Annotated in this window: 14 protein-coding genes and 1 pseudogene; 11 read left to right on the top strand and 4 right to left on the bottom strand. The window is 72.1% G+C overall.

Annotated features, from left to right (window positions below):
• Nucleotides 1-579: 579 nt before the first annotated feature.
• Nucleotides 580-1863 (top strand): cation:proton antiporter, encoded by a 1284-nt coding sequence (locus tag ACFY04_RS38235; protein ID WP_389124574.1) that lies wholly within the window; start codon nt 580-582, stop codon nt 1861-1863.
• 147 nt (nt 1864-2010) lie between these two features.
• Here the strand turns inward: ACFY04_RS38235 and ACFY04_RS38230 are convergent.
• Both ACFY04_RS38230 and ACFY04_RS38225 read right to left on the bottom strand, forming a co-directional pair.
• Nucleotides 2011-3440: pseudogene (locus ACFY04_RS38230) on the bottom strand (DUF2252 domain-containing protein).
• 657 nt (nt 3441-4097) lie between these two features.
• On the bottom strand, nt 4098-5714 hold the full coding sequence (locus tag ACFY04_RS38225) for an MFS transporter (protein ID WP_389124572.1): 1617 nt from the start codon (nt 5712-5714) through the stop codon (nt 4098-4100).
• 219 nt (nt 5715-5933) lie between these two features.
• Here ACFY04_RS38225 and ACFY04_RS38220 point away from each other — a divergent pair, with 219 nt between their 5' ends.
• Nucleotides 5934-6098: an FAD-dependent oxidoreductase gene (locus ACFY04_RS38220; RefSeq protein WP_389124569.1), complete on the top strand. Its 165-nt coding sequence runs from the start codon at nt 5934-5936 to the stop codon at nt 6096-6098.
• Between the two features lie 36 nt (nt 6099-6134).
• Here ACFY04_RS38220 and ACFY04_RS38215 read toward each other — a convergent pair whose 3' ends face one another.
• Nucleotides 6135-6695, bottom strand: coding sequence for a potassium channel family protein (locus ACFY04_RS38215; protein WP_389124566.1), 561 nt, complete (start codon nt 6693-6695; stop codon nt 6135-6137).
• 190 nt (nt 6696-6885) lie between these two features.
• Here ACFY04_RS38215 and ACFY04_RS38210 point away from each other — a divergent pair, with 190 nt between their 5' ends.
• The 3 genes from ACFY04_RS38210 to ACFY04_RS38200 all read left to right on the top strand — a co-directional run bounded on the left by ACFY04_RS38210 (nt 6886) and on the right by ACFY04_RS38200 (nt 9568).
• Nucleotides 6886-7584, top strand: a complete 699-nt coding sequence (locus ACFY04_RS38210) for a hypothetical protein (protein ID WP_389124564.1) — start codon at nt 6886-6888, stop codon at nt 7582-7584.
• A 106-nt stretch (nt 7585-7690) separates the two neighbouring features.
• A complete protein-coding gene (locus ACFY04_RS38205; protein WP_389124561.1) occupies nt 7691-9097 on the top strand; it encodes a PAS domain S-box protein in 1407 nt (468 codons plus the stop codon).
• Nucleotides 9098-9568 (top strand): ATP-binding protein, encoded by a 471-nt coding sequence (locus ACFY04_RS38200; RefSeq protein WP_389124559.1) that lies wholly within the window; start codon nt 9098-9100, stop codon nt 9566-9568. It begins immediately after the preceding gene.
• A gap of 286 nt (nt 9569-9854) precedes the next feature.
• On the opposite strand, the gene ACFY04_RS38195 is transcribed toward ACFY04_RS38200, so the two are convergent.
• Nucleotides 9855-10934, bottom strand: a complete 1080-nt coding sequence (locus tag ACFY04_RS38195) for a lytic polysaccharide monooxygenase auxiliary activity family 9 protein (protein ID WP_389124556.1) — start codon at nt 10932-10934, stop codon at nt 9855-9857.
• A 352-nt stretch (nt 10935-11286) separates the two neighbouring features.
• On the opposite strand from ACFY04_RS38195, the gene mdlC reads away from it, so the two are divergent.
• The 6 genes from mdlC (at nt 11287) to ACFY04_RS38165 (ending at nt 19470) form a co-directional block, all read left to right on the top strand.
• On the top strand, nt 11287-12903 hold the full coding sequence (mdlC, locus tag ACFY04_RS38190) for a benzoylformate decarboxylase (RefSeq protein ID WP_389124554.1): 1617 nt from the start codon (nt 11287-11289) through the stop codon (nt 12901-12903).
• Between the two features lie 104 nt (nt 12904-13007).
• A complete protein-coding gene (locus tag ACFY04_RS38185; protein ID WP_389124552.1) occupies nt 13008-14456 on the top strand; it encodes an FAD-binding oxidoreductase in 1449 nt (482 codons plus the stop codon).
• Nucleotides 14453-15898, top strand: a complete 1446-nt coding sequence (locus ACFY04_RS38180) for a cytochrome P450 (protein WP_389124549.1) — start codon at nt 14453-14455, stop codon at nt 15896-15898. Before ACFY04_RS38185 ends, ACFY04_RS38180 begins: the two co-directional genes overlap by 4 nt.
• Before the next feature lie 8 nt (nt 15899-15906).
• The gene (locus ACFY04_RS38175) at nt 15907-17301 is read left to right on the top strand and encodes a hypothetical protein (RefSeq protein WP_389124547.1); all 1395 of its coding nucleotides are present in this window, start codon (nt 15907-15909) and stop codon (nt 17299-17301) included.
• A 10-nt stretch (nt 17302-17311) separates the two neighbouring features.
• Complete coding sequence (locus tag ACFY04_RS38170; protein ID WP_389124544.1) at nt 17312-19225, top strand: peroxidase family protein; 1914 nt, start codon at nt 17312-17314, stop codon at nt 19223-19225.
• Complete coding sequence (locus ACFY04_RS38165) at nt 19222-19470, top strand: hypothetical protein (RefSeq protein WP_389124540.1); 249 nt, start codon at nt 19222-19224, stop codon at nt 19468-19470. The genes ACFY04_RS38170 and ACFY04_RS38165 overlap by 4 nt, the downstream gene beginning before the upstream one ends.
• The last annotated feature ends 113 nt before the right edge of the window (nt 19471-19583 follow it).

Raw genomic sequence — 19583 nt, 5'->3', positions numbered from 1 at the left:
GCTCGTCCTGGACCTCTCGCTCCTCCGCGATGGGTGCCAGGCGGGCCGCGGCACGCACCTGCTGCACGAGCGGCGTGGGAAGCAGTGTCTCCGGGTCGACCAGCAGGTACTCCTCTTCGACCCCAACAGTGATCATGCTGGGTGGTACCCCGAACCAGATGTGATCACCCAGGTGAAGGGCGATTGCCACACGATGAGCCGCAATCCGGTGCTCCTCGCGCGCGTCTCGCGCAGGCGGAATTCTCGTACAGTGCCGTGCGCGTACCCCCGCGGCCGGGCCGCCCCTCCCGCCACCGGACTCTGATGCCGGCCGCCGATGGATGCGTCGGAGTGCGGCACGGGCCCCCGATACCGAAGATGAGCCTGATCCTTCAGACTGTCAGGAGCAGAGCCCATGCCGGAGCGCACGCTACGCAACACCGCACCGAGGTCACCTTCCTCCTTCCCGCCGGCACCCCGCCAGGGCCGGTCGGCGTAGTGGGCGACTTCAATGACCGGCAGCCCGGTGTTCACACCCTGGCACGCGTGCCGTCGCACAGCTGTCCGGGCGACGGCGGATGCCTGGTGTGAGGAGAGCGGATGAGCGAATGGGCCGTCGTCATTGCCGGGGGCGTGGTCGTCGGCTACGGAGCCCTGTCGCGGCGCTTGTCGACCACGGTGGTGTCGGGGCCGTTGGTGTTCATGCTGGTCGGCCTGGTGATCGGACCGGTAGGCCTGGACCTGCTGGACCGGGCGCGGGATGCGGAGGTCATTCAGGCTCTGTTGGAGAGCGCGCTGGTTCTGCTGCTCTTCGCGGACGCGTCGGGGATCCGGGCCCGGGACCTGCGCCGGGAGGAGTTCTTGCCCCTGCGGCTGCTCGCGGTGGGCCTGCCGGTCACGATGGCTCTGGGATGGCTGGCGGCATGGCCCCTGCTTCCGGGCCTGAGCGTGTGGGAGCTGGCCTTGGCCGCCATCATCCTGGCGCCGACGGACGCCGCGCTCGGGCAGCAGGCCGTCTCCAACCAGCGGGTGCCGGCGCTGGTCCGCGGTGGCCTGTCCGTGGAATCCGGTCTGAACGACGGCCTGGCGCTTCCGTTCTTCGTGGTGGCTCTGGCGGCGGCGGGTGAGGGCCACGGTCATCCCGGTGTGGCCGAGACGTTCCTGCGTGCTCTGCTGCTGAGTGGCGCGATCGGCACCGCTGTCGGCTGGGCGGGGGCGAGCCTGTTGCGCTGGTCGCTTTCCCGAGGGTGGAGCAGCTCCGACTGGCGGCAGTTCATGGCGCTGGTCGTCCCGGTCGTCACGTACCTGCTGTGTGCCATGGGCGAGGGCAGCGGTTTCATCGGCGCCTGGGTCGCCGGTCTGGCCTTCGGAGTTCATCTGCGCCGTGCGCCGACCGATCCGGGCATCCGCGTCCAGGAAGAGGATCCCGCGCAGAGCACGAGGTTCACCGAACGGCTCGGGCTGCTGCTGGCCTCGCTGAGCTTCCTCGTTTTCGGCGCCGTCATCCTGGGACCGGTGCTCCACCACCTGACGTGGCGGTCCGTGGTCTACGCGCTGCTCAGCCTTACCGTCATCCGGATGCTGCCGGTCGCTCTCTCACTGATCGGCACCGGCCTGCGCCCTGCTTCCGTGGCCTACATCGGCTGGTTCGGCCCGCGCGGGCTGGCGTCTCTCGTGTTCGGCCTGATCGCGTTCGAAGAGCACTTGCCCGGAGGGACGTTGCTGGGCGAGGTCATCGCCGTGACGGTGGGCATGAGCATCCTGCTCCACGGAGCCTCGGCTCCCTTCCTGGGCAACCGCTACGCCGAATGGTTCACCAGAACACTCCGCGTCAAGCCGAACCTGCGGGAGAACGCACTCGCCAACGGCGAAGTGCCCCCCTGAGGCCCGGGTCGCGGCGTGGGCGACGCGTGGTTGCTCCGGGATCACGTCGATGGAGCCGCCGCACGCCGTGGACCTCGCCTCCCGTCGGCTACGGAGCGGGGGACCGGTCAGCCACCCCAGGCGTGGCGCCGAGTGGTCCGCGGTCCGTCAGCCGGCCGGGAGTTCCTCCGCAGGCAGCCGTCCCTCGCGCACCGCGTCGACCAGTGCCTGGTGGTCGCGCTCGTTCTGGTCGGCGTACGACTCCGCGAAGCTCACGAGGGCCCGGTCGAAGGCGTCGCCGCTGCCCAGGTAGGAGGCGATCGCGATCCGGTCGCCGGACCGCGCGTGCGCGCGGGCCAGGGTGATGCCGCAGACGCCACCGAACGTCTCCAGCTGCCTGGGCGACATCGTCTCCGGCATCGCGATGCCCTTCCAGTCGCGCAGCTGGCGGATGTAGAAGTCACGACGCTTGCCGTCGAGCCCCTCCACCCGCTCCCAGCCGAGGAACATGTCGCTCGCCGCCTGCATCAACCGCTGCCCCGCGACCACGCGCTCCCCCTGGTTCCGGTACCGGCTCGCCCCGACGTGGTCGGCGAGCACAGACGTGTCGGCCTCCTTGGCCTGCAGGAACAACGGGTCCCCGCCGTCCCGTCCGAGGAGCAGGAAGATCCAGCACCGGGTGCCGACGCTGCCGACCCCGACCACCTTGCGGGCGACGTCGACCAGCTGGTAGTCCTCCAGGAGGGCGCGCCGGTCGGACGGCAGCGTGACTCCGTACCGCTCGATGAGTGCCTTGAACTGGCGCTCCAGCGCGGTGCGCTCGGCGTCCGGCATCAGGTCGGCGATCGGTACCAGCAGCGGGGGATCCGCCGCGATCATCGGCCGGCCGTCCACCACCTGCGTGAGCTTGCCGAACACCTGCAGGGCGTCCCGGGAGCGGGCCTTGGTCAGGGCGCGGTCCAGCTTCTTGCGGCCCTTCTTGTGGAGCTGGTCCGCGGTCAGGGCCGTGAGGCGGGCGGCGTCGATCTTCGTGTACCAGACGTCGAGGTTGCCCATGCCCGCAAAGTGGATCATCGCCTCGCGGTACGAACGCACCGTGCTGCCCACGATGCGGGCGCGCTCGGCATCGTCGAAGCCGTTCGCCCGGGCTGCGATGACGAAACTCGCCGACAGGCGTTTGACGTCCCATTCCCAGGGGCCCGGCAAGGTCTCGTCGAAGTCGTTGATGTCGAACATCAGCTCCCGCTCGGGCGAGGCCAGCAGTCGGAAGTTCAGCAGGTGCGCATCTCCGCACAGCTGGGCGGAGATCCCCGAGTCGGGACTGCCCGCCAGGTCGGAGGCCATGATCGCGGCGGCACCCCGGTAGAACCGGAACGGGGACTCGGTCATCCGGCCGTATCGGATCGGCACCAGTTCCTGCACCCGGGCCTCGGACTGGGCTTCCAGGATTTCCAGCGGGTCCCGTCGGTTCGGTGAGGGCTCGTACACCGCGTGCGCCGACCGTGGTGAGCGGCGCCGGGCCCCTTGCCGAGTGACGCGCGCTCCTCGGGCGTGGCGTGAAGGGACGCGCGCATCGTCGTGGTCGCGTGCTGGGGCATCCGAGGCCCTCCTGTCTGGCCCTCCGGCCGTAGGGTTGCCGGCGTTCGGTGGCCGGCACGGTGCCGTGGTCCCGTCCGATGCCGACGGTGCCGATCACCGATGCGGGTGGAGTCTGCTTTCGGCCGGGCCTCAGCGCTTGGCCCTCGGTTTCGGTTTCGGCGTCGGCGACGGCGACCAGGACGTCCTGCAGCTGCCCGGTGGTCACACAGGCCCCGACGGCGGGGTCGACGCGCGCCAGGCAGGAGATCGGCGGAGCATCCGAGGCGGCAGGGGCTGCGATATGCGTGAGCACGATCCTGTCCGGGGCCGGTCCGCACCGTTCGATCGAGCCGACCGACATCGCGGCGAGGGTGTCCAGGACGGGAGTACCGGCGGCAGCGGCCATGTCGTACGCCTCCCGTGGGCTTCCGACGCCGAGCCGGGAATGATCGTGGAGCATCGGGTGTCCGCGAGCGCCGGGCTTCCCTCAACCCTAGATCCGTCCTGGTCACCCCGCATGGCGACCCGCTTCTCCGACCCCTCCTTCAGGCCCTGGCCCCCCGGAAGCCCCGATGCGGGACCAGTGTGTCGTCGGACCAGCCGCCCTGGCCGTCGGCCCAGTCGGGCAGGTCCGCGGAGTGTGTCCCGGCAAGGTGGCGGTCGTACGCGGGCAGGGGCTACGGCTTCGTCGAGTGCGGCTGGGCCGACGGGATTCGCTGGGTGAAGAACAGGGCGAGGACGGCGGCGAAAGCCAGGATGGCGAGTGCCGCGCGCAGGCCGTCGAGCCTGGCCTCGGCGTTCACGTCCAGTGCCGCCTGGGACACCTCCGCGCTCACGCCGGCTTCGTCGAGGGCGGTCTCGAGCTGGGCGTCGGACAGGAACGGCGCGCCGCTCTGGAGCTTGACGGTCGCCTGGCTCGTGACGCTTTCCGGGATCGCCGGATTCTGATCGATGCCGGCGAGGAAGGAAGACGCAAGTGCGGCGATCATGATCGATCCGGCGAGTGCCGTGCCGATCGAGGCGCCGAGGTTGGTGACGGCGTTCTGTACGCCGCCGACCTCCGCACTCTGCGCCTGCGGCACCGCGGACACGGTGACGGACCCGAGCTGGGATGCCAGTGCTCCCATGCCGAGCCCGATCAGCAGGAGCGGGACGGTGACGACCGCCGCGTCGGCGTCCGCGTCGAGCGCGGCCATCAGGACCACCACGCCCGCGAGCAGCGCGAGGATCCCGAACCGCACCGCTCGCCGCGGTGAGACGTCCGGGAGGTAGCGCGGGATGAGGGTCGCGGCGGCCAGCAGGCTCACCGAGAGCGGCAGGAGACGGGCGCCGGTCTCCAGTGCCGACAGGCCCAGGGCGACGGACAGGTAGAGCGGGATGATGAAGAACACGCCCATCTGCACGAGGTACTGGAAGAAGAACATCGTCAGGCCGCCGGTGAGCTGCCTGTTCTGCAGCATGCCGGGATCGACGAGGGGGTCCCCGCCCCGCTCCCCGACCCGGGCCTCCCAGCGGAGGAAGAGCCAGATCAGGAACAGACCCGCCAGCATCAGCCAGACCGTCAGGGACACCCCGAGCCACGAGGGGGCGTCGGGCTTCGGCTGGAACCAGCCCCACTCGTCGGACCGGAGCACGCCGTAGACGAAGATCCCGAGCCCGGCAGCGGAGAGGACGACGCCGACGAGGTCGATGCGCCGACGTTCAGCCGGCGGGGCGTCCGCGATGCGGCGCGTGAGCAGGAGGATGCCGAGCACCACCAGGACCTCGCCGGCGAAGACCCACCGCCAGGAGAAGTACGTCGTCGCGATGCCGCCGATGAGCGGCCCGACCGCGATCGCCACGGCCCCTGCCGCCACGACGAGTCCGTAGGCGGCGGGGCGGCGTTCGACGGAGAAGTTGCCGGCGACGAGCGCCACGATCGCCGGCAGGATGAGAGCCGCTCCGATTCCCTCCAGGAACGCCCAGCCCAGCAGCAGCACGGGAAGGTTCGGTGCGAGCGCGGTGGTGAGGGAACCGACCCCGTAGATGCAGCAGCCGATCATGAACGCGCGTTTGCGGCCGATCAGCGCCCCGACCTTGCCGCCGGGGATCATGAACATCGCCATCACGAGGGTGTAGGCGGTGATCGCGCCTTGGATACCTGACACGGTGGTGCCCACGTCCTCGGCCACCGTGGCGATGGAGACGTTCATGACGGAACTGTCGAGCGCCATCAGGAACTGCCCCGACGCGAGCGCCAACAGGACGAGCCGTGCCTTCGCCGTACTCTCGGCCGTGCCTGCCTGGGATGACATGGACGCATGCTCCCAGCCGCCCAGGGGCCCGGAGGGCTGCCCCGCCGTACGGTCGGCCGGACGGGGGGTCGCTCCGCGGGTGCAGAAGCGATGACATCTGCGGCATTGATGATTCCGGGGACTGGGCCTCCGGCTCGATTCCCGGCGCCGGGCGAAGGCCGCGCCTCGGTGGTGGGCCGGGAGGCGTGGTGCCGCCGGGCGAGTTCTGCCCGGTCCGGAATGAGCTGTACTGGCCTGCCCGACCTGCGCACCACCGAAGGGCGGCTGTTCTTCGCGGGCGCCGACTCGGCCGTCGGGTGGCGTTCGTTCATCGACGGGGCGATCCAGAGCGGCTACCACGCCGCCCGGCACATCGACGACTGCCTGAACAGCGGCAGTCAGTAGAACGCGGGCCGCGCCGCCAACGTCCGGGAAGGCCGGTCACGGGGCGGGCGGCGTGCTGCCGCTCCCACCGGAACCGGCAGGCTGGGCACGGCGTTCCCGGCCTCGCTGGACCGCGTTGGCCAGGAGCCTGGCCGCCACGCCGAGGAGCAGCAGGTTCAGTGTGATCTGTCCCGTGGTCAGCAGCCGGGCGGTCTCACTGCGGGCGGTGATGTCGCCGAACCCGACGGTGCTGAACACGGTCATCGCGAAGTACAGCCCGTCGGTGCGTGACAGGGGTTCGCTGAAGCTTCCCGGCGCGCTGTGTTCCAGCAGGAAGCAGGCCGTGGCGTACAGCAGGACAAAGAGCGGCACGGTGATCGCCATGGCCTCCATGGCCTTCAGCCCGGGCCACGGCGACAGCGTGATCCTCCGGATCTGCCAGGACAGCAGCACCACCACGGCCACGATGCCACCCGTGAGCAGGAGGACGGTGGTGGCCGTGAAGGCCGAGTCCATGGGCAGCAGGTAGTAGGCGGCCACGAGGAGGGTGGCCGTTCCCAACGAACGGACGGAGGCGAGCAGTACCTGCCGGCGGTGACCGCCCGAGTTCCCGTTCATGATTCCACCCCGACTACACCTCACGCCCTGCGCTCAACCTCCCCGGTGAAACGGGAGCTGCGCGGCAGGCGCACCAGGAGGTCACCGACAATCACCGGCACGGGCGCATGGCGCCGCGAACCGGGTCGGGGCGGCGCGCGTACGATCACGAGAACGGCACGCGCGGCCGCATACCCCGCGAGGAGTGGTGATGACCGCTTCCGGCTCCGGCCACGACCCCGCCTCGACCAGCGGGTGGGACGTCCGTCTGTACTGGCGGTGGATCGGCTGCAACACGCTCGCCTTCATCACCGTTCTGACCGTCGGGTTCCTGCTGATCCTGCTGGGCAACGACGTCCTCCACATGAACCTGGCCAGCCACAACGTGATCCTCGCGCTCCTGATCGCGACCCTGGGGGCCGCACTGTTCGGCGGAGTCCTGGGAGCCCTGCAATGGCTCGTCGTCAAGGAGCGGGTCCCCATCCCGCGCAAGGTGTGGATCACCTCCAACGTCGGTCCGGCACTGCTCGCATGGCTGCTGGTGATCCTGCCCGCCGTGATCAGCGCGCAGGATTCCCACGAGACGGTCTCGACGGCCTACCTGCTGGCCGCCAGCCAGAGCCTGGCCCTGGGGCCCCTGCTCGGGCTGTCGCAGTCACTGGTCCTGCGCAAGGTCACCACACGCTGGAAGTGGTGGATCGGAGCGAACCTCGCCTCCTGGCTCGTCGTCGACGCCGTGATCTACCTGCTCTCCCGTTGGGCCGACGACCTCGACGTCCTCACCGGCGACGGATCCCTGATCGAGGTCTACCTGACCCTGATCGCCACCACACCCCTGACCGGCAGGGCGCTGCTGTGGGTACTGGCCCCCTCAGCCCTGACCGTCACCCGGCCGCCGCGGATTCGGTGACCGCAGCCGATCAATTGTGGACGGATTCCGGTCAACCCGAAGTGTGCTTTTCAGCCGCATGGTCGGATGGTCCCTTCTGTGGGATCCGGCGAGTGCGAGGCGCAGCATGGCAGCGACGACCGAAGAGCCCTTCAGAGCTCTGTTGGAAGCGGCACCGGACGCGATGGTGATCGTGGACGACGCCGGGGTGATCCGCCTGGTCAATGCCCAGACCGAGGCCCTGTTCGGCTACCCGCGGGAGGAACTCCTGGGGCGGCCCATCGACGTGCTGGTGCCCGAACGGTTCCGCGGTCAGCATCCACGCCACCGGCTCGGCTACGCGGCCAGCCGTCAGGTGCGCCCGATGGGGGCGGGGCTGGAGCTGTACGGCCTGTGCCGGGACGGGCGCGAGTTTCCCGTGGAGATCAGCCTGAGCCCGCTGGAGACCCCCGAAGGGCTGCTGATCTCGGCCGCCGTGCGGGACGTCAGCGAGCGCAGGGCAGCCGAGGAGCGCTTCCGGGCCCTGCTGGAGGCGGCCCCCGACGCGATGGTGATCGTCGATGAGAGGGGCATCATCCAGCTGGTCAACGCCCAGACCGAGGCGCTCTTCGCGTATGCGCGCGAGGACCTGCTGGGGCGGCCCGTCGAGGTGCTCATACCCCACCGGTTCCGCGGCCACCACTCTGACTTCCGCGACGGCTACTTCGTCAACCGGCAGGTCAGGCCCATGGGTGCGGGGCTGGAGCTGCACGGGCTGTGCCGGGACGGGCGCGAGTTTCCGGTGGAGATCAGCCTGAGCCCCCTGGAAACCCCCGACGGGACGCTCGTCTCCGCGGCCATCCGCGACGTCACGGAGCGCAAGGCCGCCGAGGAGATGCTCGCCCAGCTCTACGAGCAGCAGCGCCACGTCGCTCTCACCCTTCAGCGCAGCCTCATGGGTTCACCGCCGGACGTGCCGGGGATGCCGACCGCGAGCCGCTACTTCCCGGCCCGGCAGGGCGCCGGGGTGGGCGGGGACTGGTTCGATCTGATTCCGCTGGGTGGCGGCCGGGTCGGCGTGATGATCGGCGATGTGATGGGACGCGGGCTGGACGCCGCTGCCGTCATGGGGCAACTGCGGTCCGCCTCCCACGCGCTGGCGAAGACCGGGATGCCGCCCTGGCAGCTGATGCGTGCCCTCGACGCGGTGGTGAGTGAACTCCCGGACCAGTTCGTCACCTGTTGCTACCTCGTCGTGGACGCGGACGCGGCCGAGATCACGGTGTGTTCGGCCGGACATCTGCCGGTCCTGCTGGCCGCTCCCGGCGGCGAGGTGAGCCGGTTGCCGGTCGAGGTGAGCGTGCCGCTCGGGGTCGGCGAGGTACCCCACCACGAGAGCCGGCACGCGGTCGCGCCGGGCTCGGTGCTGGCGCTCTACACGGACGGGCTGGTGGAGACACCGGGCAGCGACATCGAAGGGCAGGTCGACGGGCTCGCCGCGGCGCTGGAGAAGGGCCTCGCGACGACCGGATCCCTGGAAGTCACGGCGGACTAGTTGCTGACGGAACTGCTCCCGGACGCCGACGACAACCCGGACGACGTCACCCTGCTCCTCGTGCGCATCCCCGAGACCCCCGCCACCGCGCGGACCCTCGTCCTGGACGCCGCCCCGAGCAGCGTGGCCGAGGGGCGGCGCTTCCTGCGCGCCACCCTGGCGGCGTGGGGCAAGGACGACGAGCAGCTGCGTGAGACGGCCTGCCTGCTGGCCTCCGAGCTGCTCTCCAACGCGGTGCGCCACGGCGGCGGGCCCATACGGCTCCGGCTGCGGCAGGCCGGCCGGGAGCTGGGCGTCGAGGTCTGTGACGCGAGCCCGGTGCTTCCCCAGGCCCGCTTCGCCGCCCCGGACGCGGAGTCGGGCCGGGGCCTGCTCCTCGTCGACTCCCTCGCCAGATCCTGGGGCACGCTCCCGACGGCGGAGGGCAAGGCGGTCTGGTTCTCCCTGCCGTTACCCTCCCCGCGTCGCTGACAGCCGGTCGGCCGTGGCCTGGCGCAGGGCTTCGGCGGGGTGACGTGAGGGGCGGGGGGGGGGGGGGGGGGCCCCCCCCCCCCGGGGGCCCCCGCCCCGCCCGGGCCCCCCCCCCGGCCCCCCGCCCCCCCCCCGGGCGGGGGGGGCCCCCGGGGGGGGGGGGGGGGGGGGCGGGGGGGGGGGGGGGGTGGGGGGGGGGGGGGGCGGGGGGGGGCCCCCCCCCCCCCCGCTCATGGGCCCTCATCCGTCCCGTGCCCCCTGACCGGGCACGCGGATCCGGACGGCGTCAGTGGATCACCACGTCGCACACGGACAGGAAGAACTCGCCCGTGTTGCCGCCGTTGCCGCCGTCAGGGGTGTTCGGGCCGCCGTGACCGCCCCAGACATGCACGATCGCGGCCCGCCCGCTTCGGGCCGGGAGGGTGGCGAACTCCCAAGAGGTCGAGTCCTCCTCACGCGGGGCTCCCTGGACCTCGACCAGGAACGGAACGGGCTCCAGGTCCTCCCACGAGAGCCCGCCGCGGGGTTCCCACCCCTCGCGGGTGAGGAACCAGCGGTGCGACCAGGTCTCGTCGGTGTGGTAGGCCATGTAGTCGTACGAGAACGTGTGGGTTTCGTCGGAGGCCTCCAGCCGGGTCGTGGGCCAGTCGCCGAGATCCGCGCTGGGAGCAAGGTCGAGACCGGCGAACTCCGGGTTCCCGGTGGAGGCGACCGTGCTGCCCTCGAAGAACTTTCGGTACTCCAGGTAGCGCAGGGCGTTGTTCCAGGGGTAGTCGGCCAGCATCCGGTCGGCTCCCGGCAGCACCTCCTGCCAGGTGGTGCTGGTGTTCTCGGCCCGGGCCTTCGCGCAGATCGGAGACTGGTCCTCGTCCCTGATCGCGGCGGCGGCCCGGCTGCGCGGGTCATTCATCGTGCCGTGACGCGGAGAGCGGTCGGCGCCGGACTTCGCGCCCCGGGGCTTCGGAGGGGCGGACCAGGCCACCGCGGCGCCCGCGGCGACGGTGACCTCGTTGGTGAACGGGGTGAACGAGCCGTCGACCTTGGCCCGGATCTTCACCCGGTATTCGGCGTCGGGCTCCTCACCCAGGTCCACCCAGTGGGAGTTGGACGGGGACCAGTCCCAGGCCGGCCAGTGGAGGAACACCGTCTGCCGGGCCTCACCGTTGATCCACACCTCGTAGACGTGCGGGTAGGGGGCGTTACCTTCGTTCCAGTCCGCCGGCGGGGGCCAGGTTCCGTGGTCGGGCTGGTTGTCACCGATCTGCCACCGCAGATGGATGCCGAACACCTGGTGGTCGCCGTCGGATCGGTGCCTGATGTCGGCCAGGAGCCCGGAGGGTGCCTGGATGTTGGCGCTGCTGCTCATGAAGTCCTTCTCATCCGGATAGAGGATCTCGGCTTCTTGATCCTTGCGGGTTCCGGCACGGTCGTTCGGCCGCGGCGCACACGTGATCGTTTCTGCGTGCCGGTCCGTGACCCGGACGGCCCAACATGTCTCCCGGCCTTCGTCGGGTGCACCGAAGGCCGCCTGCGGGGACGCCCCCGTCATCGCGTGGACGGGGCGTCAACACGGTGAACCGTCGGGGCGGTGTTCTTCCGCACCATGCGGCGTGGGCGCAGCGGGCCGTTTCACCCGGCGGAGCGGTTTTGCCAAGATCCACGGAGCGTGATGTCTTGATCACCTTCAGTTGTTCCCGGCTGGGCGGAAGGATCCACACATGCGCACGGTTCGAGAGGCGGTCCTGGATGTTCTGAGGGCCCGCGGCATGACCGCGGTGTTCGGCAATCCCGGATCGACCGAACTGCCCATGCTCAAGCGGTTCCCGGAGGACTTCCGGTACGTACTCGGCCTCCAGGAGGCCGTCGTCGTCGGCATGGCCGACGGCTTCGCCCTCGCCTCCGGCACCACCGCCCTGGTGAACCTGCACACCGGCCCCGGCACCGGCAACGCCATGGGTGCCATCCTCAACGCCCGTGCCAACCGCACCCCCATGGTGGTCACCGCCGGCCAGCAGGTCCGCGCCATGCTCACCATGGAGGCCCTGCTCTCCAATCCCCAGGCGACGCTCCTCCCGCAGCCCGCCGTGAAATGGGCGTACGAGCCCCCGCGCCCCGCGGACGTGGCCCCCGCGCTCGCCCGCGCCGCCCAGCTCGCCGAAACCCCGCCGCACGGACCGGTGTTCGTCTCCCTCCCCATGGACGACTTCGACGCCGAGCTCACCGAGGCCGAGGACCGCGGCGCGCAGGCCGCGGCCGCCCGCCGCGTCACCCACGCCACCGGCCCCGCCCCGGAGACCGTGCGGCACCTCGCCGACCGCATCGCGGGAGCCCGATCGGCCGTCCTCGTCGTCGGAGACGACGTCGACGCGTCCGGCGCCTGGGACGCGGTCGTCGCACTCGCGGAACGCACCGGCCTGCCCGTGTGGGCGGCCCCCGTCTCCGCCCGCGTGGCCTTTCCCCGCAACCACCCGCAGTTCCGCGGGGAACTCGTCCCGGCCATCGGCCCGCTCACCCGGCAGCTGTCCGGCCACGACCTCGTCGTGGTCATCGGCGCGCCCGTCTTCCGCTACTACCCCTACATCCCGGGCTCCTACCTGCCCGACGGCGCCGAGCTGATCCTGCTGACCCGGGATGCGGAAGAGGCCGCCAAGGCCCCCGTCGGGGACGCGGTCGTCGCCGATCTCGCGCTGTCCGCCCGCGCCCTCACGGACCGGCTCGCCGACCTGCTCCCGCCCGGCGGACCGGCCCCCCGGCCCCACGAGCAGGTATGGATCCCCGAGGGACCCGAGGGTGTGCTGACCCCCCTCGCCGCCATGACCGCCATCGCCCAGGGCGCCCCCGAAAACACCCTCTGGGTCAACGAGTCGCCCTCCAACGTCCCGCAGTTCCACGAGGCCACCCGGATCAGCACCCCCGGCTCGTACCTCTTCTCCGCCGGCGGCGGCCTCGGATTCGGCGCGGCGGCCGCCGTCGGAGCACAGCTCGGCGCCCCCGACCGGCCCGTCGTCGCGGTCATCGGCGACGGTTCGATCCACTACGCCGTCCAGGCCCTGTGGACCGCCGCCACCTACAAGGTCCCGGTCACCTTCGTGGTCCTCAGCAACGCCCGCTACGCGATCCTCCAGTGGTTCGCGCAGATCGAGCACGCGCAGGGCGCCCCCGGCCTCGACATCCCGGGCCTCGACATCACCGCGATCGCCACCGGCTACGGCGTCCGGGCGCACACCGCCCACGGTGCCGGCGAACTCACCAAACTCGTACGGGACTCGGCGGCCCAGCAGGACGGCCCGGTGCTCATCGACGTACCGATCACCACCGAGCTCCCCTCCCTCTGAGCACAGTCATCCCCACGATCGGCATCAACGCCGTGGCCGGCGCCGGAACGACCGCCGCCACGAGCACTCTCACGAGCACCGTCCCGACCTCCAGAAGGCCCGGTATGCCCACCGCCCCCACCGCCCCCATTCCCTCCGTCCCCAGCAGCCCCACCACCGACTCCGCCGCGCTCCTCGACCGGCTCCGCGCCGGGCTCCCCGCCGACGCTCTGCGCACCGACCCCGAGGCGCTGGCCGCCCACACCCGCGACGCGGCACCCTTCTCCGACGCGGGCACCCCCGCGGTCGTCGCCCTCCCGCACGACGCCGAGCAGGTCGCGCACGTCCTGCGCACGGCGTACGAACTCGGCGTCCCCGTCGTCCCGCAGGGCGCCCGCACGGGACTCGCCGGCGCCGCGAACGCCATCGACGGCTGCGTGGTCCTGTCCACCACCCGGATGGACCGGATCATCGAGATCGACCCGGCCAACCGGCTCGTGCGCTGCGAGCCCGGAGTCGTCACCAAGCACCTGAACGACGCCGTGGCCGAGCACGGCCTGACCTACCCGCCGGACCCCGCCTCCTGGGAGCGCTGCACCATCGGAGGCAACATCGCCACCGGTGCGGGCGGCATCTGCTGCGTGAAGTACGGGGTCACGGCCGACTACGTGCTCGGGCTGGACCTCGTACTGCCCGACGGCCGGCGCACGCGTACCGGACGCGACACGGCCAAGGGCGTCGCGGGCTACGACCTGACGCGGCTGATCGTCGGCTCGGAAGGCACCCTCGCGGTCGTCGTCGGCGCCACCCTCGCGCTGCGGCCCGCCCGCCCGGCCGCGCTCGCACTGCTCGCGCAGTTCCCCAGCCTCACCGCTGCCGGGGACGCCGTCGCGGCGATCACCGCGGCCGGCCGCATCCCCTCCGCGCTCGAACTCCTCGACCGGGCCACGTCCCGGGCCGTCGCCGACCACGGACACGCGCTGCTGCGACCCGGCAGCGCCGCCACCCTCATCGTGGAGAGCGATACGACCGACCCCGCGGGCGACCTCCTCGCGATGGAACTCCTCTGCAAGGAGGCCGGAGCCGAGAACGTCCACACCGCCTCCACCCCCGAGGAGTCCCGGCAGGTCATCGAGGCCAGGCGACTGGTCACCCCGGCCCTCGGCGCCTTCGCCGCCACCCTCGGCGGCAAACCCACCGCATTCATCGAGGACGTGGCCGTACCCCGCTCCGAACTCCCCGGGTTCATCGGCACGATCGAGGAGATCGCCCGCCGCAACCGGCTGCGGATCTTCACCCTCGGTCACGCCGGGGACGGCAACCTCCACCCGACCGTCGTCTTCGACGAGTCGGACCCGGAGGAGTTCCGCCGAGCCCAGGTCGCGTACGACGAGATCATGGCCGCCGGGCTCGCCCTCGGCGGCACCAGCACCGGCGAACACGGCATCGGCACCCTCAAGCGCGACTGGCTCACCCGCGAACTCGACCCGGTGAGCCTGGAGTTGCAGCGCGGACTCAAGCGGCTCTTCGATCCGAGGAACCTGCTGAACCCCGGGAAGGTCGTCGAGGCATGACCGGGACCGAGAACCGGATCGGCACGGCGAACGGGAGCGGGACCGGGAGCCCGGCGGACATCCCGACCGTCTCCGCGGCCCCCACCGCCCCCGCGCCCTCCACCGCCCCCGCGCCCTCCACCGCCCGCCAGGCCCGCGCGGGCCTGGCCGAGACCGCCCGCTTCGTCGCCACCCACACCCTGCCCGTCTTCGTCCGAGGCGTCGTCAGCGCCCGGTTCAAGGTCGTGTCGGCGTACGCCGCCCTCGACCAGTACGGCTGGTCCGCGGCGACCCTGCGCGCCATGCGCGAGCGGCACGGCGGCGCCCCCGTCACCGTGCGCGGGCTCTCCGGACAGATGCTGGTGCTGTTCGACCCGGAGGACATCCGGCAGTTCTTCGAGGAGCCGGTACGCACCCTCGCCATGGACGCCGAGGACAAGCTCAAGGGCCTGAGCGGTGTCGAGCCCACCGGCGTCATCTGCTCCCACGGCGACCTCCGCGAGGACCGGCGGAAGGTCAACGACGAGGCCCTCGCGTGGGGGAGCCCCGTCCACCCCGCCTGCGCGCAGTACCAGGCCGTCGTCGAGGAGGAGAGCCGGCCGCTCACCGACCACACCGTCCTCGACTTCGAGCGGGTGCGCCGCTGCCTCGCCCGGATCTCGCGCCGGGTGGTCCTCGGCGACCGGGCCGCGGACGACGAGGAGCTGGCCGGCTGGCTGCGCACCCTGCGCGACGAGGGCAACTGGATGGGTCTGCGCAAGAGCCGGGCCGAGGCCAACAAGGCGGTCTACGCCAAGGCCTCGGAGCGGATCGCGGCGTACGCGGCCGACGCACCCGCCCACGCCCTCGCCGCTCGGGCCCTCGCGCACCCCGTCCCCGAGGGCACCGACCCGCTCGGCCAGGTGCACCACTGGCTGCTGGCCATCGACGTCGCCGCCCCGGTCGTCGCCCGCACCCTGCTGCTGCTCGCCGGCCACCCGGCCGAGCAGGACGCCGCGCACGCGGACGCGGTCACCGGTGCTCCAGGACTGCCCCGGCTGCGGGCCTGCGTACAGGAATCGGTGCGGCTCTATCCGCTCGTCCCCGACCTGGTACGGGTCACCCGCGCCGAGACCGAATGGCGCGGGGTGCGCCACCCGGCCGGGACCTCCGTCCTGGTCCCCATCGGATTCCACCAGCGGGACCCCTCCCGCGTACCGGCCGGCGACCTCTTCGTACCCGGCCGCTGGCTGGAGCCGGACGCCGACCGGGACACCCGGATGGCGCCCTTCAGCCACGGTGGCGGACGCTGCCCCGGCGACCAGCTCGCCCTGCTCCTGACCTCGGCCGTCTGCGCGCGGGTGCTGCGGGGCCACCGGATCACCGGGGGCCGCCCCGCCGTCGACCCGCACCGCCCGCTGCCCGGAACGCTGGACACGGCCGCGATGCGGCTGCGGCTGGCCCACCGTCGAGACCCGGAATGAGTCCCCCCGTGCCCGAAGCCGTCACCGCCCCCGCCACCCCATCCGCCCCCGCCGGCGGCCAACCGGACGTGGCCGGCCTGCACCAGCTCTGCCGCGACCTGGCCGAGGCCGCCGACGCCGTGCGCGAAGCCTCCCGGCACGCCTCCGAACTGGCCCTCGGCACCCGGCTGCCGCTGGCCGCCCTGGGCACCTCCGGCCGCGCCCGTACCGCGCTGCGCACCCTGCTCCGTACGCTCAGGGACCCGAAGGGCCTGGGCTGGGCCGCGGACGGCCGCGGCGTCGCCCGCGCCGGCTGGCTCGCCGGAGTCCTCACCAGCCGGGAGAGCCTTGCGGTCAGCCTCGCCGTCACCGGTCTCAAGGCCCGCATCCGGGCGGCCGCCGTCGCCCATCCCGAGCTGCTCAGCGATCCCGACACCGCACACGTGCTCAGGGCCGTCGAGCAGGACCGGCAGCGCGAGGCGGTCCGCACCTTCAAACGGATCATCGGCAGCCAGGGCGCCGAACGCGCCTTCGCGCTGCTCGCCCCGTCCTTCGCCGACATCCTGGCGTGGAACGCGCTGACCGACGAGAACCCCTTCAACGACGAGGCCGGCTGGGAGATCGCCACCGGCCGCACCCTGACCGCCGCCGAACCCGTCATGGGTGTCAGCGCCCGGGTCTGGGCCCTCCTGGACCGGGGGCCCGGCCGCGCCGAGCCCAAGCCCCCCGGGCCGGCTCTGCTGGAGCGCCTCGACACCTCCGGCACCATCGGCGGGTACCTCCGCAACATCGGGACGGTCGGTACCGGCGGCACCCTGCTCGTCCAGCGCGTGTCGGGCCCCGACCAGGTGACGCGGTACGTGGTCCAGCTCGCCGGAATGGCCGCCGACGGGGTGCGCAACGAGAGCCCGCAGGACCTGCTCGGCGCGGTCCACGCGGTGGCCAGGCCCAGCACCCCCTACTCCAGGGCCACCGCACGCGCCCTGCGGACGGTGGTTCCCACGGGCACCGAGATCGCGCTGATCGGCCACAGCCTGGGCGGGATCACCGCGATGAACCTGGCCGCGGACCGGGAGTTCTGCGCGCTGTACCGGGTCACGCACGTCGTCGCCGTCGGCTCGCCCATCGACGGGAAGCGGCCCGCGGACCCGGCCACCCGGGTCTGCTCGCTGATCAACGAGCACGATGTCGTACCGAGTCTGGAGGGACGATCCCCGGTCTCCCCGTACGCCCTGCCCGCGCAGTTCACCGAATTCACCTGGACCGACGACACGCACGCCTTCCCGCTGTGCCACGCGGCCGAACGCTACGAGCACAACCTCCGGTTCGACGTGCCGGAGGCGAGCGCCCATGTCGACGCGGAACTCACCCGCTTCCGCGGCCGGGTCACCGACACCCGGCTCTTCCAGCTCTACGACCGCTGAGGACCGCACGATGACCGACGCCACCGATACGACCGACACGACGGCCAGGGCCGAGGCGGCGGAGAGCGCCGCGCGCCCGGCGACCCTGCCCGCGCAGGCCGAGCGTCCCGCCCCCGCCCCCTACGGCCCGCCCGGACTCCTGGAGCGCCTCGGCTCGGCCGCCTTCGACCGGATCAACCGCTCGCGCGACTGGTGGGAACTCCCGGGCCCGGTCGCCATGCTGAACCTCCGGGTACTCCGCGACGACCTGCGCCGCAAGAACCTGTACGACACCTACGGAGCGGGCGGCGAACGCCCCCGCCGGGCCACGCGCGTCCCCGCGCCCCACCGCTCGTACGACGGCTCCGGCTACGACCCGGACGACATCGACATGGGCAGGGCCGGCACCCGGCTCGACCGCAACGCCCCGCTGCACATGGTCTTCCCGGACTCCGAGGAAGACCTCATGACGCCGAGCCCCCGCGAGGTCAGCAGGCAACTGCTCGCCCGCTCGAACGGCTTCACCCCCGCCCCATCCCTCAACCTGCTGGCCGCCGCGTGGATCCAGTTCCAGAATCACGGCTGGGCCAACCACGGGGACAACGAGGAGGCCGAGCCCCTCACCGTCCCGCTCGCCGCCGACGACGACTGGGCGGGCGGCACCTGCCCGATGCGGGTGAACCGCACCCGCCCCGACCCGGTCGCCCACACCACCGCGGACGCACCGCCGACGTACGAGAACACCGTCACGCACTGGTGGGACGGCTCACAGATCTACGGCTCGGACGAAGCCCGCTGCCGGTCCCTGCGCACCGCCGAGCACGGACACCTCATCGTCCGGGACGGCCGGCTGCCCTCCGACCCCCGCCCCGACCTGGCCTGCCTCGATGCCACCGGGATGAACAGCGACTACTGGACCGGCCTCTCCCTGCTCCACACGCTCTTCGCGAAGGAACACAACGCGATCTGCGACCGGATCCGCTCCCACCACCCCACCTGGGACGACGAGCGGCTCTTCCACACGGCACGGCTCGTCAACACCGCCCTGATGGCGAAGATCCACACGGTGGAGTGGACCCCGGGCGTCCTCGACACCCCCGTGCTGAAACGCGCGATGGACGCCAACTGGTACGGCGTGCTGCCCCGTTGGGTCTCCAGGCGGTTCGGCCGGATCGGCAGCGGCGAGATGCTCAGCGGCATCCTCGGCTCGCCGGCCGACCACCACGCGGCGCCGTACTCGATGACGGAGGAGTTCGTCTCCGCCTACCGGCTGCACCCGCTCATCCCCGACGAGGTCACGGTGCGCGACCACACCCGGGGGGCCGTCCGCGAGGTCATCGGCTTCAACGACATGCAGGGCGCGACCACCCGCAGCGCCATCGACGCGTACGGGATGAGCGACCTGTTCTACACCTTCGGCACCGAGCACCCCGGCGCCCTCGTCCTGCACAACCACCCCGACGCGCTGCGCGACCTCGCCCGGCTCTCCGGCGAGCGCATCGACCTCGGGACCGTCGACATCCTCCGCGACCGCGAGCGGGGCATCCCGCGCTACAACGCCTACCGGCAGATGCTGCGCAAGCGCCCGGTCGCCTCCTTCGAGGAGCTCACCGGAGGCCACCCGGGGGACACCCCGCTGCTCAGGGACCTGTACGAGGGGAGGCTCGACCGGGTCGACACCCTGGTCGGGAACCTCGCGGAGCCCCGCCCCGCCGGATTCGGCTTCAGCGACTCCCTCTTCCGGATCTTCATCCTGATGGCCAGCCGGCGGCTGAAGAGCGATCGCTTCTTCACCACCGACTACCGGCCCGAGGTCTACACGGCCGAGGGCCTGGAGTGGGTCGACCGCAACTCCATGGTCACCGTACTGCTGCGCCACCACCCCGAACTCGCCCCGGCCCTGGCCGGGGTCACCAACGCCTTCGCCCCCTGGAGGTCCCTGTGACCACGATCCCGGCCGCCCGGTCCGAACACCGCCGCGCCCCCGTGGCCGGCCTGCGCGACCACTCCACGGCCCTGCGCGCCCACGCGGACCGCCTGCGTGCCTCGGCCGAGGCCCTCACCTGGCAGGGCCCGGAAGCGGATGCCTTCCGCCGCCAGGTCGAAACCCTGGCCGCCCGCTGCACGGCGGCGGCGGACGGCCTGACCCTCTCGGCGACCCACCTGGAGGCGTACGAGCGCCCTCGCTGACAGGAGCGTCCCCCAGCCGCCGGTGTCGCGGCTCCGGAGGCCGTCCTGGCTCTCGCCCGGGCGGACGACCGTCGTCGTACACGGGCCGGCCGCCGAGTGGCGGCCGGCCCGAT

The organism is Streptomyces sp. NPDC001549, assembly GCF_042894025.1.
GTDB classification, from domain to species: domain Bacteria; phylum Actinomycetota; class Actinomycetes; order Streptomycetales; family Streptomycetaceae; genus Streptomyces; species Streptomyces kutzneri.
The sequence above is the reverse complement of the archived record's forward strand: the minus strand, read 5'-3'. Positions and strand labels throughout refer to the sequence as shown.

Bases quoted from the DNA above. Each gene is read 5' to 3' on its own strand.
- ACFY04_RS38180 (WP_389124549.1), top strand. From the start codon at position 14,453: ATGACCGGGACCGAGAACCGGATCGGCACGGCGAACGGGAGCGGGACC.
- mdlC (WP_389124554.1), top strand. From the start codon at position 11,287: ATGCGCACGGTTCGAGAGGCGGTCCTGGATGTTCTGAGGGCCCGCGGC.
- ACFY04_RS38195 (WP_389124556.1), bottom strand. From the start codon at position 10,934: ATGAGCAGCAGCGCCAACATCCAGGCACCCTCCGGGCTCCTGGCCGAC.
- ACFY04_RS38220 (WP_389124569.1), top strand. From the start codon at position 5,934: ATGAGCTGTACTGGCCTGCCCGACCTGCGCACCACCGAAGGGCGGCTG.
- ACFY04_RS38215 (WP_389124566.1), bottom strand. From the start codon at position 6,695: ATGAACGGGAACTCGGGCGGTCACCGCCGGCAGGTACTGCTCGCCTCC.
- ACFY04_RS38235 (WP_389124574.1), top strand. From the start codon at position 580: ATGAGCGAATGGGCCGTCGTCATTGCCGGGGGCGTGGTCGTCGGCTAC.
- ACFY04_RS38225 (WP_389124572.1), bottom strand. From the start codon at position 5,714: ATGTCATCCCAGGCAGGCACGGCCGAGAGTACGGCGAAGGCACGGCTC.
- ACFY04_RS38205 (WP_389124561.1), top strand. From the start codon at position 7,691: ATGGCAGCGACGACCGAAGAGCCCTTCAGAGCTCTGTTGGAAGCGGCA.
- ACFY04_RS38170 (WP_389124544.1), top strand. From the start codon at position 17,312: ATGACCGACGCCACCGATACGACCGACACGACGGCCAGGGCCGAGGCG.
- ACFY04_RS38185 (WP_389124552.1), top strand. From the start codon at position 13,008: ATGCCCACCGCCCCCACCGCCCCCATTCCCTCCGTCCCCAGCAGCCCC.
- ACFY04_RS38210 (WP_389124564.1), top strand. From the start codon at position 6,886: ATGACCGCTTCCGGCTCCGGCCACGACCCCGCCTCGACCAGCGGGTGG.